Here is a 15191-nt window from a genome sequence, read left to right as displayed (position 1 = left end):
AGGCAGGCTCAGCGCAAATGATCACTCGACTTCTGGTGGCCAACCGGGGGGAGATCGCCCGCCGGGTCTTCGCCACCTGCCGGGCGCTCGGCGTGGCCACGGTCGCCGTGCACTCCGACGCGGACGCCGACGCGCCGTTCGTCGCCGAGGCCGACCACGCGGTCCGGCTGCCGGGGAACACGCCGGCCGAGACGTACCTGCGGATCGACCTCATCCTGGACGCGGCCCGGCGCTCCGGCGCGGACGCGGTCCACCCCGGCTACGGCTTCCTCGCCGAGAACGCGGAGTTCGCGGCGGCGGTGACCGACGCGGGCCTGACCTGGGTCGGCCCGTCCGCCAAGGCGATCGCCGCGATGGGCGACAAGATGGCGGCCAAGGCGCTGCTCGCCGACGCGGGCGTGCCGATGCTGCCCACCTGGACCGACCCCGACCAGGTCACCGCGTTCCCGGTGCTGGTCAAGGCAAGTGCCGGCGGCGGTGGCCGGGGCATGCGGATCGTCCGCGACGCGGCCGGGCTCGCCGAGGCCGTCGCGGGCGCGCGCCGCGAGGCGGCGGCGGCGTTCGGCGACGGCACGGTCTTCATCGAGCGGTACGTCGAGCGTGGCCGGCACGTCGAGGTGCAGATCTTCGGCGACACCCACGGCACGATCGTGGCGCTCGGGGTACGCGACTGTTCGATCCAGCGCCGGCACCAGAAGATCGTCGAGGAGGCGCCCGGGGTGCTGCCCGACGAGGTGCGCGAGCGGCTGCACTCCGCAGCGGTGGCGGCCGGCCGGGCGGTCGACTACGTCGGCGCGGGCACCGTGGAGTTCCTGCTGGCCCCGGACGGGCAGGTGCACTTCCTGGAGATGAACACCCGGCTCCAGGTCGAGCACCCGGTCACCGAGCTGACCACCGGCCTGGACCTGGTCCGGCTGCAACTGCTGGTCGCCGACGGCGAGCCGCTGCCGGTCACCACCACACCGGCCGCCGACGGCCACGCCATCGAGGTACGGCTCTGCGCGGAGGAACCGGCCGAGGGGTTCCGCCCGGCCACCGGCACGCTGCACCGGTTCGCGATCCCCGGCGTCGACGCCGAGTTCGGGCCCACCCGGGGCCTGCGCCTGGACTCCGGCGTGGTGGACGGCTCGACGGTGAGCGTGCACTACGACTCGATGCTGGCCAAGCTGGTCGCCTGGGCGCCCACCCGCACCGAGGCGGCCCGTGCCCTGGCCGGCGCGCTGGCCCGGGCCGAGCTGCACGGCGTGGCCACCAACCGGGACCTGCTGGTCCGGGTGCTGCGCAGTCCCGAGTTCGCCGCCGCCGACGTGGACACCGGTTTCCTGGACCGGCACCCCGAGGTCTTCGCGCCGCTGCTGCCGGCCGACCAGCTCCCGGTGGTGGCGCTCGCCGCCGCGCTGTCCGGGGCCGCCGCGCGCCGGGCCGCCGCACCGGTGCTGGCCGGGCTCCCGTCGGGCTGGCGCAACGTGCCGGCTCATCCGCAGGTCACCCGCTTCACCGACATCGAGATCCACTACCGCCTCACCCGCACCGGCGCACTCGCCGAGTGGACAAGGACGGGCCCCCTCCTAACGGATTCGGTAGAGGAACGCGCCCCGCTTGACAGCGAGCTGCCCGTGGTCGAGCTGGTGTCGGCCGACCCGGACCGCGTGGTGCTCGACGTGGACGGCGTGCGGCGGGCTTTCCGCGTACACCGGGTGGGGTCGTCGGTGTTCGTGGACGGCCCGGACGGGGCGGCGAGCCTCACCGAACTGCCGCGGCTGCCCCGGCCCACCGCGGAGCTGGCGGCCGGGTCGCTGCTCGCGCCGCTGCCCGGCGCGGTGACCCGGGTGCACGTCGAGGTCGGCCAGCGGGTCGCCGCCGGTGACCTGCTGCTGACGCTGGAAGCGATGAAGCTCGAACACCCCGTGCTCGCCCCGGCCGACGGCGTGGTGGCGGAGCTGCCGGTCGCGCCCGGCGGCCAGGTGGAGACGGGTGCCGTGCTGGCCGTGGTCGACCCCGAGGAGGACCCGCAGTGAACTTCGACCTCACCCCCGAGCAGGACCAGCTCCGCGACGCGGTACGCGCGCTGGGCCGCCGGTACGGCCACCCCTACTTCGTGGCCAGGGCCAAGTCGGGAGAACACACCACCGAGCTGTGGCACGAGGCCGGACGGCTCGGCTACCTCGGCGTCAACATCCCCACCGAGTACGGCGGCGGGGGCGGCGGCATCACCGAACTGGCGCTGGTCTGCGAGGAACTGGCCGCGGCGGGCTGCCCGCTGCTGCTGCTCGTGGTCTCCCCCGCCATCGCCGCCACCGTGATCAACAAGCACGGCACGGAGGAGCAGCGCAAGAAGCACCTACCCGGCCTCGCCGACGGCTCCCAGAAGATCGTCTTCGCGATCACCGAGCCGGACGCCGGGTCGAACTTCCACCGCCTCGGCACGGTCGCCCGCCGCGACGGCGACGACTGGCTGCTCACCGGCCGCAAGGTCTACATCTCCGGGGTCGACGAGGCCGACCACGTGCTCGTGGTCGCCAGAACCGAGGATGCCTCCTCCGGAAAGCTCAAGCCGGCGTTGTTCATCGTGCCGACCGACGCGCCCGGCCTGGAGAAGTCCAAGCTGGACATGGAGATCCTCTCCCCGGAGAACCAGTTCCAGCTCTTCCTGGACGACGTCCGGCTGCCCGCCGACGCGCTCGTCGGTGAGTCGCTGGACGCCGGCCTGCCGGCGTTGTTCGCCGGGCTCAACCCGGAACGGATCACGGTCGCCGCGATGGGCGCCGGCACCGGCCGCTACGCCGTCGAGAAGGCGTCCGACTACACCGCCACCCGCAAGGTCTGGGGCGGACGCTCGATCGGCTCGCACCAGGGCGTCTCGCACCCGCTCGCGCACGCCGCCGTCCAGGTGGAGCTGGCCCGGCTCATGATCTACAAGGCGGCCAGCCTCTATGACGCCGGCCGCGACCTGGAGGCCGGCGTCTCCGGCAACATGGCCAAGTACGCGGCCGGTGAGGCCGCCGCGCTCGCCGTGGACACCGCCGTCCAGGCGCTCGGCGGGGCCGGCATGACCACCGAGTACGGCGTGGCGACGCTGCTCGGCGCCGTACGCGCCGGCCGGATCGCCCCGGTCAGCCGCGAGATGATCCTCAACTTCGTCGCCCAACACGTCCTGTCCCAGGACAAGTCCTACTGACCGCAGCTTTCTTCGCGCCCCCTGGGGCGACGAGTGGAACGCCGTGGCTGTCTCCGGCCCCGTGTGACAGCCATGGCGTTCCACCCGAGCGGTCGGCGAGACTGGCGGGGTGGGAACGGGCGAGGTGGAGCGGGCGGGTGAACGGCTGTACGCCGTGTTCGCCCGGCACCCGATGCCGGGCGACATGGCGGCGTGCGAACACTGCGTGGACCCGGCCGACGTCGACCGCTTCCGGCGTACGCCGCTGCGCGCGTTGACGCCGGACCAACTCGGCAGCTACCTGTCCAACCCCGGCACCTGGGGTGACGGGAGCGAGCTGCCGCACCTGGTGCCCCGGCTGCTGACCGCGTACGCCGCCGGCGAGATGGTCGACCAGCCATGGCCGGACACGCTGGCCCGCCGGATCGCCGGGCACTGGGCGGACTGGACGCCCGTCGAGCGGAGCGCCGTGAAGGACTTCCTCCGCGCCTGGTGGCGGTCGACGCTGACCTCGTGGCCGTCCGAGCACCCGGCGGAGGACATCCTGGACGCGGTGGCCGCGCTGGAGCTGGACCTCGGCCCGTACCTGGCGGCCTTCGCCGAGCTGCCGGGCGGGGCGGTCACTCGGCACCTGGCGGAGATCGTCGGATGGTCGGCACCCGACGAACGGGCGGGACGCGCGCTGGACCGCTGGCTGACCTCCGACACCCCGGCCGAACTGTTGTGGGCCGCGGCGGTCGCCGACGCGGGAACCCCGCTCGGCGACGAGTTGGTCGAGGCGGCCGACCTGGCCGACCTGCTCCGCAAGACACGCTGACCCGGGTTCGGGGCAGATCTTGGAAGCAAACGGCCCTCGGAGGGGCCCTCATCTTCCAAGATCTGCGTGCGGATTGCGAGCCGCGCCGGTCAGCGGACGGTGCGGCAGGCGGCATCGATGCGGTGGACCGGGCGGACCCGGCGACCCAGCCCCTCCAGTAGTGAATCCTCCACGTGGAAGTCACGCACCCGGAGCTGCCGCCGGGGCAGCTCGTCCTCGCTCGGGCAGAGCACCTGCGCGCGTACCTGGCCGACCGGCAGGTAGCGGACGCCACCACGTTCCTGGAGCAGCACCACGTCGACGTCGTCCACGGTGACCACGTGACCGCGGACGTCCTCGGTGACGCCGGGCGACGTCTCGACGGTGGTGACGGTCAGCGGCAGCACCGGCGTGCTGATCACCGGCAGCGCGGCCCAGACCAGCATGGCCAGCACCGCCGCCTCGGTGACCGAGGCGAGCGGCCGGACCACCGCCGCCGGCAGCGGACCGGTCACGAACAACGCCAGCACCGGGGGTACGACAAGCAGCGCCAGCGCCAGCGCCTCCCCCTGCCCGCCGGCGTCGAGCAGGGTGGGCCCGAGCAGCCAGAGGTATCCGGCGAACCCGGCGGCGAGCAGCAGCAGCCGGGGCACCCGCTGCTCGTGCAGCCGTTCCGGGCCGAGCTGGAACGCGGCCACGAACGCCGGCAGCAGCAGCGGCAGGTAGAGCAGCGGCCAGGTGCCCAGCGCGAGCAGGAAGCTGGCCACCGCGAACCAGGCCGGCGTGCTGTCCACCCAGCGGGCGAAGAGCGGCCGACGGATTCCGGGCGGCATCCGGTCCACGCTGACCCGCAGCACCGCGCCGAGCGCGAACACCGCGACCAGGGCGGTGGAGAGCAGCGCGGCGGCGGTGGTGAGGAAGCCGGCCAGCAGGTTCACCGTGCCGACGTTGGCGACCAGCAGCAGCGTGGTCTGCAACTCGCCGCCCGCCTCGACGCCGAGCCGCAGCACCGAGAAGACGGCCGGCACCCCGACGACCGCGGTCCAGAACGACTGGGTGGCCCGCGCGCGACGCTCGGCCGGGTCGGCCGGCGGTGGCACGGCCCGGGTCGGCGCGGCGGCACCCGGGCCGGCGGCCCCGGCAGCGGCAGTGCCCGCGCCCGGATCGGCAGTGCCCGCCGGGACGGCGTCCGGCGGGGCGGTCATCGCCGGGGCGCCTTGTCGTCGAAGTCGACGAGCTTCGGCACGTTCAGCGGCTGCGGCTGGGACTTGTCCGCCTTGAGCCACGGCCCGAGCGTGCGGTTGTACGCGGTCAGCCACGGGCTGCTGATCCCGTCCCGCCCTTCCAGGTAGCTCTTCTGGAGCGCGAACGCGACCAGGTCACGCAGCGCCGGGTCGCCGATCGGCACACCGATGCCGAGCAGCTCGCTGGTGCCGAACGGCATGTCGACGATCTCGAACTCGGTGGGGTACTGGGACAGGAAGCCGGCCAGGATCGTCTCGTCGGAGCTGACCACGTCGTACCGCTTCTCCCGGATGCCCCGTACGCAGTCGCCGACGGTCTTCACCACGTACGCCCGGACCTGGTGTTTCTCCAGTTCCGCCTCGGTGGTGGAACCGCCGCTGGTGCAGACGCGCAGCCCCGGCCGGCGTAGGTCCTCGATGGTGCGGACCCGGTCGCGCAGCCGCGTCGGCACCATCACCTCCTGGGTGGTGACGAAGTACGGCCCGGCGAAGCTGATCAGCTTCTGGCGCTCCTCGGTCATCGAGAAGCTCGACACGATCAGGTCGACGGTGCCGCCCTGGAGCGCGGGAATGCGGTCCTCGGTGGCCAGCGCCACCCACTGGATACGCTGCTCACCCTGGAAGCCGAGGAACGCGGCGATGTAGCGGGCGATCTCCACGTCGAAGCCGATGTGCGCGCCGTTGCGCAGCTCGCCCATCAGCGGCTCGGTCTCCGACACCCCGATCTTGATCTTCGCTTGACCGTCGATGTGCGAGTCGTGCAGCTTGTCGAGCACCGAGGGCAGCGGGGGTTCGCGACGGTTGTCGCAGCCGGCGGCGGCGGCCAGGGTGAGTGTCAGCGCCACGGCCAACGTGGTGGCGAGGGAACGGAGCCGGCGGGGAGAGATCTCGGGCATCGGACACCTCGTTCGCGGGACACGACGACGGGAAACTCAGCGTAGCGGCCACCACACAATGCGCTGCGCCCTGCGGCCCGGGGTACGGCGGACGCCCGATCGCCCGCCGCACCTCGGGGGTCCGTCAGCGGACGGTAAGCGTGCCGACCGCCGGCCGCGGCGTGCTCACCGGCGGCAGCCGCTTCGGCTCGCCCCGACCGGGCGCGCCGGCGCGGGCCAGCTCGCTCTTGGACGCGGCCACCCGGCCGGTCGGCGGGTCCTCCTGGAACGGCTGGGCGTCACCGACGCAGCGCGCACCCTTGGCCGGCGGCTTGCCGGTGAGCAGGTACGCGTCGATCTTCCCGGTCACGCACGCCGAGGTGCCGTACGCGGTGTGCCCCCAACTGTCGCTGCTCAACAGCCGGCTGTTCGGCAGCAGCGCGGCCGAGCTGACCGCACCCTGGTAGCTGGTCGCCGGGTCCCAGTAGTTGCCGACCACGAGCACCGGGGCGGCGGTGGTGCGGTTGAACGGGCCGGGGTACGCGTCCTCGTCGCGCACCGTCCAGGTGTCGCGGGCGCAGGGCGCGGTGCCCCAGGCCCAGGCCCGCCCGAAGTACGGGGCCCGCTGGTCCTCCCTGGCCGTCAGCGCCGGCCAGGCGTCCGCGTTCCTCGGGTGGTACGCGTCGGTGCAGTCGACGGTCAGGAACGTCTCCAGCCCGTTGTTGTAGGGGAAGTCGTACCCCCGCTGCTGCCGGGCCTGCGCGGCACGGGCGGCGAGCGCCCTGCGGGCCGTCGTGGCGGCGGCCCTGCCGGTGGCCGGGTCGGTCGCGGCCAGCAGTTGCACGGTGATGTCCACGACCGACTGCCAGCCGTACGGGTCGTAGAGCGCGTTGAGCGTGGCGCCGACGAAGTCGGCGTAGCTGACGGTGAACGAGCCGTACTCCGGGTCGTCGATCACGGCCGGCTTCTTGCGCAGCCGCTTCGCCACCGTGTCGTACCCGGCGACCGGGTCACCACCGGCGGCCAGCGCGCACTGCTCCGCGCCGACCTTGCCGCACCGCACCAGGATCTCGTGCAGCGCCCGGTACGCGCCGTCGGCGCTGCGCAGCCGCGTCTCCTGGAGCTGGTTGCGGGCCGGGCCCTGGCCGACCCAGGCGTTCGGGTTGAGCACGCCGTCGACGACGAGCGCGCGGAACCGGTCCGGGAACATGTTGGCGTAGTACTGGCCCAGCGCGGTGCCGTAGCTGAAGCCCAGGTAGCTGAGCTTCCGGTCGCCGACCGCCCGGCGCAGCACGTCCATGTCGCGGGCCACCTCGGCGGTGGACGCCGCGCCGGTCAGCGGCTTACCGGTGGTCGAGCACGCCGTGCCGACCGCCTTCGAGGCGGCGACGTACGCCTTCTCCTCCGCCTTCGTCCACGGGAACGCGACGTTCAGCCCGGCGTACGCCCGGGTCTGCTCCTTGACGGTGCGGAAGCACCGGATGTTGTCGCTGGCCTCGATGCCGCGCGGGTCGACGCCGACCACGTCGAAGCGGTCGAGCAGGTCGTCGCCGAGGAAGTAGGGCGCGGCGAGCGCGATGCTGGTGCCGGAGCCGCCCGGGCCGCCCGGGTTGAGGAACAGGCTGCCGACCTTGTGCTGCTGGTCGCGGGCCTTGACCCGGAGCAGCGCGACCTCGGTGGTGGCGCCCTTCGGGTTGTCGTAGTCCAGCGGGAGCCGGACCGTGGTGCACTCGGCGTAGTCGTAGCAGGCGTACCAGTCCAGCTTCGGCGTCGGTACGCGGTCCACCCGACGTGCCTCGGCCGCGCTGGTGCGGTCGTACGTCGTCGGTTGCGGTGTCGGCGCGGCCACGGCGGGCGAGACGGCCGATCCGGCGAGGAGGATCCCGGCGATCCCGGTTGCGGCGAGGGGCCGGATTACACGGGGCATGTGACTGCCTTCCGGTGGGGAACAGATCCGCCGAGGAGCACCTCGACCCCGTCACTTTAGGATTCCCCCACGACCGGAAGTGACCCCCAAAAGCGGACTGATGCCGCAAAATGCCGAGTTATGTAACGATTTTTTATCGATCGACGCTTTTCGCGCTCCGATGTGGAGCCGGTAGTGACGGGAAGCCGTCCCGGGTCGACGGTTGACAGGTCGACGCGCTAAGCCATGCTTGTCGGGTGAGTTCGTTCCCGAGGTCCGATGCGCGGGTGAAGGCCGTCGCCGCGTCCGCGGCGACGGTGGCGGCGCTGGTGACGCTGGCGGTGTGGCGACCGCCCGGCATCCTGTCGGTGGTGCTGGCCCTGGTCTGCGTCGTGCTCGGCATGATCGCCGGCGTGACGATCACCGCCGCCCGGCAGTCGCCCGGCGGCGGAGTCGCCGCACCGTCGGCCGAGGGCTGGCCGGCCCCCGACCCGGGGTACGGCGTGGACGCCGACACGCTGGAGGCGATCGACCCGCGCGCGGTGCGGAACCTGCGCACCCCGGGCGGCGCTCCGGTCGACGCGGACACGCTGGAGGCGCTCGACCCCCGGGCGGTCCGCGGGCTGCGCGCGGCCGGCGCGCTCGACGCCGACACGCTGGAGGCGCTCGACCCGAGGTCGGTGCGACAGCAGCGGACGGTGAACGGGATCAGCGACCGGTGAGCGCGGTGAACGGGATCAGCGGCCGGTGAGCGTGGGGCGGGCCAGCGCGTTCACGCCCTGCCCGGCCAGGCAGCGGTAGGTGCGGTCGGCTTCGCTCTCGGCCGGCGGCAGCACCTCCAGGTTCCACCCGGCCCCCGACTTGACGCCACTGACCAGCCGGAACGTGCCCGCGTTGCAGACCTTGCGGACAGCCGGATCGGCGGCGACCGCGTCGTGGCCGGCCCCGGTCAGACCGGTCGGCAGGTCACCGGCGGCGTAGGTCTCCCAGGTGTGCTGGCCGTCGCACGGCACCCGGCTCGCCTCGGCGCGTTCCCGACGCAGGCGCACCGGGCCGTAGCACTCCAACTCGGGCGCACAGCGCGCACCGGCCGGGAGGCGGACGTCGGCGGACGCGCAGCCGGGCAGCGGCGTCATGCCGGCCGCGCCGCTGGCCACCGGTGTCGGCGACACCACCGGCGGGGTGCCGCCGGCCAGCCAGGCGCCGCCGGCGGCCGAGGCGGCCAACGCCAGCACCCCGGCTCCGCCGAGGAACCAGCGCCTCGGCCAGCGCCGGCTCCGCGCCGGCACGGTCGGGTGGTCGTCCCGGACCGGCTGCCGCGGGCCCGGCCCGCCGCTTCGGTCGTACGGGCCGCCGGTGCGGTCGTACCGGCCGCCGGTGAACGGGGGTGCGGGGGTGCCGGGGTCGAGCGGGAGCGCGGCGAGCAGGCCGCGCAGCTCCACGGCGGACGGCCGCTCGCCCGGGTCGTTGGACATGCCCAGGCGCAGCACGTCGATCAGCTCGTCGGGCACCCCGGGCAGACCCGGGATCGGGTGCTGGAACATCTCCAGCACGGTGACCAGGCTCGGGTTGCGCTCGGACTGCCAGCGCGGCGGCCGGCCGTGCATCACCGCGTAGAGCGTGGCGCAGAGCGCGTAGACGTCGACGGCCGGGCTGGGCGGGCTGTGGTTGAACATCTCCGGCGGCGCGTACGCCGGGGTGAGCACCTCCAGCGTCACCGAGGCGTCGCGCACCTCGGCCAGCACCGCCAGACCGAAGTCGGCGAGCACCGCCGAGTTGAACTCGGAGTGCAGGATGTTGGCCGGCTTGACGTCGCGGTGCAGCACGCCGGCCGCGTGCGAGTGGGCCAGCGCGTCGGCGATCTTCACGCCGAGGTCGCGGGTCTCCGACGCGTCGAGCGGAGAGGTGCGCATCCGTTCCGCGTACGAGCCGTCGCACAGCTCCATGATGAGGTAGGGGTGCTGGTCGACGGTGACCCCGACGTCGAAGAGGTCGACCACGTGCGGGTGCGACGACATCCGCCCGGCGGCGCGGGCCTCGCGCAGGAAGCGGGCCTGGTCGCGCTCGCTGTTCAGTGTCCGGTTCTCGACCTTGACGGCCACCTCGCGCCCCACCGAGATCTGGGTGGCCCGGTAGACGGTGGCGTACCCACCACGGGCAAACACTGACAGGTCGGTCAGACCGGGCACGATGGGCAGCCGCATGGCGCCGGGCGGGGTCTCGGTCACGGCTCGAAAATACCCAACGGTCCCGGTCGGTCAGCGCGCCGCGTCGGAGGCGGGTGCCGGCGCGGAGTCTTCCGACCGGGTCGGGACCGCCGGATCGGCGGCTCCCCGACGGGCGTCCCACCACAGGCCGGCGGCGGTCGCGAGCGCGCCCAGCCCCTCCCACGCGGCCACCCCGAAGAACCGGTCCGGCGCGATGTCGGAGAGCACCGCGATGGTGAACACGGTGAACGTGACCAGCCGGAACCAGACCGTGAAGCGGTAGAACGGCCGCCACTCGGTGGCCACCGCGAGCAGGTAGTAGACCCCCATGTTGAACGAGGCCATCGAGGACGCGGTGAGGAACGTGCCGGTGTAGTCACCGGGGGCACGCTCGGCCGGCACCTCGAAGCCGAGCAGGCGCAGCTGCGTCTCCGGCCAGAGCAGACCCAACGCGCCGAGCAGCAGCGCCAGGAGCCCGAAGACCGCGATCGTCCAGCCGGCGCCGGAGCGCGGCAGCCTCATCGTCCCTCCCCCACGAACTCCCCCGACGGCGCTCGCCGGCCGCCCCACGCTAACCGGCCCCACCGACGAACACATCCCCGGAACCGGCAGAACAGGGGTGTTCAGCCGTTGGCGAGACGGGACCGCAGCGCGTCCGCGGCGACCCGTTCGCTGAGCTGCTCGGTGGCGTACGCCAGGCGGACCGCCTCCTCGGCGCTGGCCAGCGCCTCCGCCGGGCGGCCGGCGGCGTCCAGCGCCTCGGCCAGCGCCAGCCCGGCCACCACCTGGCTGCGGACGTCCTCGGCGGGGGCGGCGACCGCCCGCTGCGCCCAGTCCAACGCCTGCTCCCGCTGGCCGTGGGCGAGCAGCGCGGCAGAATACCGGGCCATCGTCTGCCGCCGGGAGATCAGCAGCGAGGGTGCGTTCGCCGCCACCATGGCCACCGGGGCGAGCAGTCCCACCGCGGTCCCCGGGTCACCGGCCGCGACCCGGGCCATCGCGAGCAGCACCCGTGGCGCGACCTGGGCCGGCGCCTGCGGGTTGTGCGGCTCCACACTGGTCAGCACCGACCGCGCCTCCCGCTCGGCGGTCTCGCAGTCGCCCATGTCCAGCGCGACGAAGCCGCGCAGCGTGCCGGCCATGCCGGTGAGCAGCGGATGGGTGGTGCGGGCGGCGTACTCCAACGCGTCGGAGAACAGGTCGGCGGCGTGCTCCGGCTCGCCCAGCCCGCGCGCCACCACCCCGCGCACCACGAGCGCGAAGCCCTGCCCCCAGTCGTCGCCCACCTCGGCGAAGTCCCGGTACGCGCGCCGCGCCGCGCGGTCCGCCTCGGCGAGGTCGCCCAGCTCGGCGGTGGCGTACGCCTCGACCGCCCGCAGCGTGCCCACCGCCCACGCCTCGCCGACCCGCTCCCCGAACGGCAGGAACACCTGGGCCAGCCGGCACGCCTCGCGCAGCCGGCCGGCGAGCAGCCGGGCGAACGCGGTGGTGCCGCGCAGCCAGGCCCGCCCGTACGGGTCCTTCAGCTCGGCGAACAGCCGGGCGGCCCGGCCGAGCACCGCGTCGGTGCCGGCGAAGTCGCCCCGGGTGGTGGTCACCCAGGCCAGGTTCTGCAACGACCAGGCCTGCCCGCGCGGATCCTTCGCGGCGAGGCTGACCTGGTAGGAGGCGGCCAGCCGGCTGCTCGCCTGCCCCAACCGGCCGGCGATGAAGTCGGCCATGCCGAGCCGGCGCATCGCCGAGGCCCGCAGCGTGGGCAGGTCGGCGGCGGTGGCCACCTGCAACGCCTCGGAGTAGCTGCGTTCCGCGCGCTCGGCATCGCCCAGTGTCTGCTGGGCCTGCCCGGCCAGCAGCAGCGCCGCGGCCCGGGTGGCGGCCTCACCGGTGTTCGCGGCGATCTTCTCGGCTGCGGCGAGCGCGTCGGTCGGGCGGCCGATCTGCAACAACGCGCGGGCGTGCACCACCCGGTCGGCCGGGGGCACCGCGCCACGGGCCAGTTCGGCCGCGCGTTCGGCGTACTCGACGGCAAGCGCCGGCTCGCCGACGCGCAGCGACCGGCGGGCGGCCCGGCCCAGCGCCGCCACGCCCAGGCCGGCGACCGCGCGGGCCGGCGCGTCCGGGCGGAGCTTGACCGCGTCGGCGAGCGCGGTGGCCCGCTCGACGTGCTCGGCGACGAAGTCGTCGCGGGCCGCCTCGGTGAACCCGCCCGCCGGGGTGCCCGCCTCGGTCACGCTCTCCGGGGCGGCCCAGCGGGCCAGCGCGGCGTGCCGCTCGGCCAGCTCCGCCTTGCTCACCCCGGTGTACGCGGCCTCCCGCATCAACGGGGTGGCGAACGCGAACCCGGTGCGGGTTCGGTGCAGCATGCGACGTTGCAGCAGCTCCTCGACGGCCCGGTCCAGCTCGACCGCGGCCACCGCGGCGGGCCGCCCGTCCCGCCCGACCCGCTGCTCGCGCAGCGCCTCCAGCGCGCCGGCGGCCACCGTGTCGCCGACCACCGCGGCGTCGCGCAGCACCGAGCGGGCGTCCGGCGGCAGCGCGTCGATGCGCGCCGCGAGCACGGCGGCCAGGTCCCGGGAGAGCAGCCGGCTGCCCAGCGAGCCGGGGGCCAGTCGCCAGGCCACGTCCGGGCCCCGCCCCGCGCCGGCGGTCAGCGCGCCGCGTTCCATCAGCAGCGTGACCAGTTCGGCCAGGTAGAACGGGTTGCCCTGGGCGGTGGCGAGCAGCCGGTCCGCGTCGGCCTGGGGCAGCCGGCCCCCGGCCAGGTAGCTGGTCAGCAGCCGGGCCGCGTCCGCGCCGCGCAGCGGCGGCAACGCGTGCACCTCGGCGTCCGCGAGCCGGGTGAGCGCGCCTGCGGTACGCACCAGCTCGGGACGGCCGAGCAGCAGCACCAGCACCGGCCCGGTGAGCCGGTTGAGGGTCAACGCGAGCGCCTTGACCGTCTCGGGGGTGGCGTCGTGCAGGTCGTCCACCACGATCACCAGCGGGGCCTCGCCGGCCAGCGCGCTGAGCAGGTCCGCGACCGCGTTCGGCACCACCTCGGCGTCCGCCGGTCCGGTGGCGGCGTTCCACTCGACGCTCTCCGCGGCGGGTGGCAGCTCGGCGTACCCGAGCAGGGCCAGGAGCTGGTCCACGGCGATCGGCGGCGGGTCGCCGGGGAGCCGGGCGAGGCGCTGGCCGAGCCGGCGCAGGCGTTCCTCGACGGCCGGCCGGGTCACCGCGGTCGCCGCGTCGCTGGGCAGGCCGACCGCGGCGCGGACCAGGTCGGCCAGCGGCGCCAGCCGGCGTCGTTCGCCGAACGCGGCGCAGCGGACCGACAGCACCCGGGCGCCGGTGTGTGCCGCGTACCGGCCGGCGCCGACGTCGTAGCCGGCGGCGAGGCGCTCCACCTCGGCGGCGAACCGGGACTTGCCGATGCCCGCCTCGGCGGTCATCAGCAGCACCCGGGGCTCACCCCGGTCGATCACCTCGGCGAGCCGGCCGGCCATGCGGCCGATCTCGGTCTCCCGGCCCACGTAGGGCGCCTCGTCACCGAGGCCGGACCGGGTGCCCGGCGCGTCCAGCAGGCCCAGCAGCTCGTACGCCTCCACGGGTTCGCGCTTGCCCTTGAGCCGCAGCGGGCGCAGCGCCCGCCAGGAGGCGACGTGCCGGGTGGCGGTGGAGGTCCGCGCGCCGGCGTAGATCGCGCCGACCGCGGCGGCGTCGGCGAGGCGCGCGGCGGTGTTCACCGTGTCGCCGATGACGGTGTACTCGATGGCGGCCTGGATGCCGGCGATGACGTCCCCGGTGTTGAGCCCGACCCGCAGGCCGAGCGGCGCGCCACCGCCCCGCTCGTCGTCGAGCACCCGGCGGACGGCCCGCTGCATGGACAGCGCCGCGCGGACCGCCCGCTCGGCGTCGTCCTCGTGCGCGACCGGCGCGCCGAAGACCGCCATGATCCCGTCGCCGGTGAGCTTGTCGACGTGCCCGCCGAACGTCTTGACCGCGCCGGCCAGCGCGGCGAGCACCCGGTCGGTGACCGCGCCGACCCGCTCCGGGTCCAGGTCCTCCGACCAGGAGGTGAATTCGGAGAGGTCACCGAAGAGCACGGTGACCACCCGGCGCTCGGCGGCCGGCAGCGTGGCGGCGGCCGGCAGCGCCGCCCCGCAGTTGTGGCAGAACCGCGCGCCGGGCACGGCGACGGTCCCGCACACTGGGCAGGTCACGGCTGCTCCACCCCGAGGTGTTCGAGCTGGGCGCGGACCGACCACTCGGCGGCCCACCACAGCGACCGGTCGACGTCGGCGTAGACCACGGCGACCACCTCGGGCGCGGTGCGGGCGCCCGCGGCCACCGCGGCGCGCACCTGGTCGAGCCGGGCCCGCCGGTGGGCCAGGTAGAAGTCGGCCGCCGCGCCGCAGTCGGCGAGCGCCGGGCCGTGGCCCGGCAGCGCCGGGATCCCCCGGTACGTCGAGAGCAGCTCCAGGCTGGCGAGGTAGTCCCCGAGGTGCCCGTCCGGGTGGGCGACCACGGTGGTGCCCCGGCCGAGGATGGTGTCGCCGGTCAGCACCACCCGCTCACCGGCGTGCTCGACCAGCAGGCAGACCGAGTCGGCGGTGTGCCCGGGGGTGGGCAGCAGCCGGAGGCCGAGGCCGGCGTCGGGCGTGGTCGCGGCGGTCAGCGGCTCACCCCCGGCGGTGTGCGCCGGGTCGGCGGCCAGCACCGGCACGCCGCCGAGCAGCTCACGCAGTCGAGGCGCGCCCTCGGTGTGGTCCGGGTGCCCGTGCGTGATCAGCACCCAGCCGACCGGCCCGTGCGCCGCGATCGCGGCCAGGTGCCCCTCGTCGGCCGGGCCCGGGTCGACCACCACGGCCGGCGCGTCCGGCCCGGCCCGCAGCACCCAGGTGTTCGTCCCGTCGAGCGTCATCGGCCCCGGGTTGGGCGCACGCAGCAGCGAAACCCATCCCGGCAACTCGTCCGCCAGCGCCCCTGCGGCCCCCGTCACACGCCCACCCATGGCAGCGATCGTA

11 protein-coding genes are annotated in these 15191 nt (G+C 74.7%); 4 read left to right on the top strand and 7 right to left on the bottom strand.

What is annotated here, in order from left to right:
• Positions 1–17 precede the first annotated feature (17 nt).
• The 3 genes from AB0B02_RS12240 to AB0B02_RS12230 all read left to right on the top strand — a co-directional run bounded on the left by AB0B02_RS12240 (position 18) and on the right by AB0B02_RS12230 (position 3974).
• Positions 18–2018 (top strand): biotin carboxylase N-terminal domain-containing protein, encoded by a 2001-nt coding sequence (locus AB0B02_RS12240; protein WP_357299717.1) that lies wholly within the window; start codon positions 18–20, stop codon positions 2016–2018.
• Positions 2015–3178 (top strand): acyl-CoA dehydrogenase, encoded by a 1164-nt coding sequence (locus AB0B02_RS12235; RefSeq protein WP_281934306.1) that lies wholly within the window; start codon positions 2015–2017, stop codon positions 3176–3178. Before AB0B02_RS12240 ends, AB0B02_RS12235 begins: the two co-directional genes overlap by 4 nt.
• A gap of 109 nt (positions 3179–3287) precedes the next feature.
• Positions 3288–3974: a hypothetical protein gene (locus AB0B02_RS12230; RefSeq protein WP_281934304.1), complete on the top strand. Its 687-nt coding sequence runs from the start codon at positions 3288–3290 to the stop codon at positions 3972–3974.
• Between the two features lie 89 nt (positions 3975–4063).
• Here AB0B02_RS12230 and AB0B02_RS12225 read toward each other — a convergent pair whose 3' ends face one another.
• The 3 genes from AB0B02_RS12225 to AB0B02_RS12215 all read right to left on the bottom strand — a co-directional run bounded on the left by AB0B02_RS12225 (position 4064) and on the right by AB0B02_RS12215 (position 7999).
• Positions 4064–5158, bottom strand: a complete 1095-nt coding sequence (locus AB0B02_RS12225) for a hypothetical protein (protein WP_357299712.1) — start codon at positions 5156–5158, stop codon at positions 4064–4066.
• Positions 5155–6093: a transporter substrate-binding domain-containing protein gene (locus tag AB0B02_RS12220; protein WP_281934300.1), complete on the bottom strand. Its 939-nt coding sequence runs from the start codon at positions 6091–6093 to the stop codon at positions 5155–5157. Before AB0B02_RS12220 ends, AB0B02_RS12225 begins: the two co-directional genes overlap by 4 nt.
• A gap of 124 nt (positions 6094–6217) precedes the next feature.
• The gene (locus AB0B02_RS12215; RefSeq protein WP_357299709.1) at positions 6218–7999 is read right to left on the bottom strand and encodes an alpha/beta hydrolase; all 1782 of its coding nucleotides are present in this window, start codon (positions 7997–7999) and stop codon (positions 6218–6220) included.
• Between the two features lie 236 nt (positions 8000–8235).
• Here AB0B02_RS12215 and AB0B02_RS12210 point away from each other — a divergent pair, with 236 nt between their 5' ends.
• Positions 8236–8700, top strand: coding sequence for a hypothetical protein (locus AB0B02_RS12210; protein WP_281934296.1), 465 nt, complete (start codon positions 8236–8238; stop codon positions 8698–8700).
• Between the two features lie 15 nt (positions 8701–8715).
• On the opposite strand, the gene AB0B02_RS12205 is transcribed toward AB0B02_RS12210, so the two are convergent.
• The 4 genes from AB0B02_RS12205 to AB0B02_RS12190 all read right to left on the bottom strand — a co-directional run bounded on the left by AB0B02_RS12205 (position 8716) and on the right by AB0B02_RS12190 (position 15178).
• The gene (locus tag AB0B02_RS12205; protein WP_281934294.1) at positions 8716–10206 is read right to left on the bottom strand and encodes a serine/threonine-protein kinase; all 1491 of its coding nucleotides are present in this window, start codon (positions 10204–10206) and stop codon (positions 8716–8718) included.
• Positions 10207–10236: 30 nt separating this feature from the next.
• Complete coding sequence (locus AB0B02_RS12200) at positions 10237–10707, bottom strand: hypothetical protein (RefSeq protein ID WP_281934292.1); 471 nt, start codon at positions 10705–10707, stop codon at positions 10237–10239.
• 101 nt (positions 10708–10808) lie between these two features.
• A complete protein-coding gene (locus AB0B02_RS12195; protein WP_281934289.1) occupies positions 10809–14387 on the bottom strand; it encodes an adenylate/guanylate cyclase domain-containing protein in 3579 nt (1192 codons plus the stop codon).
• Positions 14384–15178, bottom strand: coding sequence for an MBL fold metallo-hydrolase (locus tag AB0B02_RS12190; protein WP_281934287.1), 795 nt, complete (start codon positions 15176–15178; stop codon positions 14384–14386). Before AB0B02_RS12190 ends, AB0B02_RS12195 begins: the two co-directional genes overlap by 4 nt.
• Positions 15179–15191 lie beyond the last annotated feature (13 nt).

The organism is Micromonospora sp. NPDC049240, assembly GCF_040647835.1.
Lineage (GTDB): Bacteria > Actinomycetota > Actinomycetes > Mycobacteriales > Micromonosporaceae > Micromonospora.
The sequence above is the reverse complement of the archived record's forward strand: the minus strand, read 5'-3'. Positions and strand labels throughout refer to the sequence as shown.

Coding starts and splice junctions, on each gene's coding strand:
- AB0B02_RS12240 (WP_357299717.1), top strand. CDS start 18: ATGATCACTCGACTTCTGGTGGCCAACCGGGGGGAGATCGCCCGCCGG.
- AB0B02_RS12200 (WP_281934292.1), bottom strand. CDS start 10,707: ATGAGGCTGCCGCGCTCCGGCGCCGGCTGGACGATCGCGGTCTTCGGG.
- AB0B02_RS12190 (WP_281934287.1), bottom strand. CDS start 15,178: ATGGGTGGGCGTGTGACGGGGGCCGCAGGGGCGCTGGCGGACGAGTTG.
- AB0B02_RS12215 (WP_357299709.1), bottom strand. CDS start 7,999: ATGCCCCGTGTAATCCGGCCCCTCGCCGCAACCGGGATCGCCGGGATC.
- AB0B02_RS12220 (WP_281934300.1), bottom strand. CDS start 6,093: ATGCCCGAGATCTCTCCCCGCCGGCTCCGTTCCCTCGCCACCACGTTG.
- AB0B02_RS12225 (WP_357299712.1), bottom strand. CDS start 5,158: ATGACCGCCCCGCCGGACGCCGTCCCGGCGGGCACTGCCGATCCGGGC.